2 protein-coding genes are annotated in these 1639 nt (G+C 54.7%); both read left to right on the top strand.

Annotated elements, in window-relative coordinates; genetic code table 11:
* Positions 1 to 1258: Sapep family Mn(2+)-dependent dipeptidase (locus tag QZL66_RS11320; RefSeq protein WP_293615166.1), on the top strand; the 1258-nt coding region annotated here is incomplete at its 5' end.
* A gap of 13 nt (positions 1259 to 1271) precedes the next feature.
* A complete protein-coding gene (locus tag QZL66_RS11315; protein ID WP_293615165.1) occupies positions 1272 to 1502 on the top strand; it encodes a hypothetical protein in 231 nt (76 codons plus the stop codon).
* Positions 1503 to 1639 lie beyond the last annotated feature (137 nt).

Below are 1639 nucleotides of genomic sequence, written 5' to 3'. Positions count from 1 at the left end.
TGTTGCCACGCCCCAGCCGCAGGACGGGTTTCCCTACGGAAAACCCGCTGCCGATGCGCTGGACTTCATGCTGGAACAGCTAAGTGCCCTCGGCATGACCTGCACCAACTACGATTACCACATGGGCGCAGCCGACTGGGACAGCACCCTGCCGCCCCATCTGGGCATTCTCTGCCACTTGGACGTGGTTCCGGCAGTTCCGGAGAACTGGACTTCTGATCCGTTCACCGCCGAAATCCGAAACGGCAGCATCTACGGCAGAGGAGCCATTGACGACAAAGGACCGGCTGTGGCGGTACTGTACGCCCTCCGTGCCATCAAAGCTGCCGGAATTCCCCTCCGGAAAAACGTCCGGTTCCTGCTGGGCTGCAACGAGGAAAACGGCTCCACCGACCTCGCCTATTATCTGGCGCACGCTGCCATGCCGCCGCAGGTATTCACGCCGGACGGCAGCTATCCCATCATCCATCTGGAAAAGGGCATGCTCCGGCTGCGGTTCACCAAACAGACCGCAGACCCCATCGCCAGCTTCTCCGCCGGCACTGCGCCAAACGCCGTTCCGGCGGATGCCTCTGTCAGCCTCTCTGCGCCGTTCTGCGGCACGAAAGAGCAGGGCAGTCAAATTACCCGGATCGGGAACAAACTCGCCTACAAGGGCATTGCAGCCCATGCCTCCACACCGGAGAGCGGTGACAACGCTATCACCGGTCTGCTGACCTACCTGAGCAGCGACAGCGCTTTCGCAGACTGCAAGGCGCTGGCACAGCTGTTCCCCCACGGCTGCACCGACGGCAATGGATTGGGCATCGCCTGCGCTGACACGGAATCCGGCGCACTCACCTGTATTTGCAGCATGCTCCACGCAGAGCACGGCATGCTCACCGGCTGTGTGGACATCCGTTTCCCCATCAGCACCACCAAGGAGGCAGTTCTGGAACAGGTGCAGGCTGCCTTTGAGGCAAAGGGATTCCAGTGCGAGGCGCTGATTCAGAGCGATCCCCACCACACCCCCAAGGACACGCCCTTTGTGCAGGATCTGCTAGCGGTCTATGAGGAACAGACCAGCACGCCGGGCGAGTGCATCGCCATCGGCGGCGGCACCTATGTGCATGACATTGCCGGCGGTGTGGCGTTCGGCATGGAATACCCCGACTGGGACTACCACATGCACGGGGACGATGAGTTCCTGCCGCTGGAACAGCTGGAGGAAAACACCTGCATGATGGCTGCGGCGATTCTGCGAATCTGCGGGGAATGAAGGCAGAATAAAGATGACAAAAAAAGCATTAGAAAGAAAGTTAAATGAATTAAACATTGACAAACGTGCATATGACCTAAATGGCGGTCTTCCAAATGAGACATATTGCATAGAAGAATCTAATGGGAAATGGTACACTTATTATTCAGAACGAGGAAAACGCACTTCATTCAATTCGTTTGAAACAGAAGAAGAAGCATGCCAGTATTTTTTGAATTGGCTCAAGTATACTTTTCATATCTGATATAATATCAGACTTTGCAGTTTTTAGAAGAAAGTATAGCCTAACAGAAAGGCTCTTTATGAAACGTACGTAAAAGAAAAATTGTCATATCAAACCGATATTAAGAGCTTGTGTTCATAGGAAATATATGCGGATTT

Origin of the sequence: Ruminococcus sp. CAG:330 (assembly GCF_000437175.1) — a bacterium.
GTDB lineage: Bacteria > Bacillota > Clostridia > Oscillospirales > Ruminococcaceae > Ruminococcus_C.
Note: the sequence above shows the minus strand (reverse complement) of the source record. Positions and strands in the feature narration are given on the sequence as shown.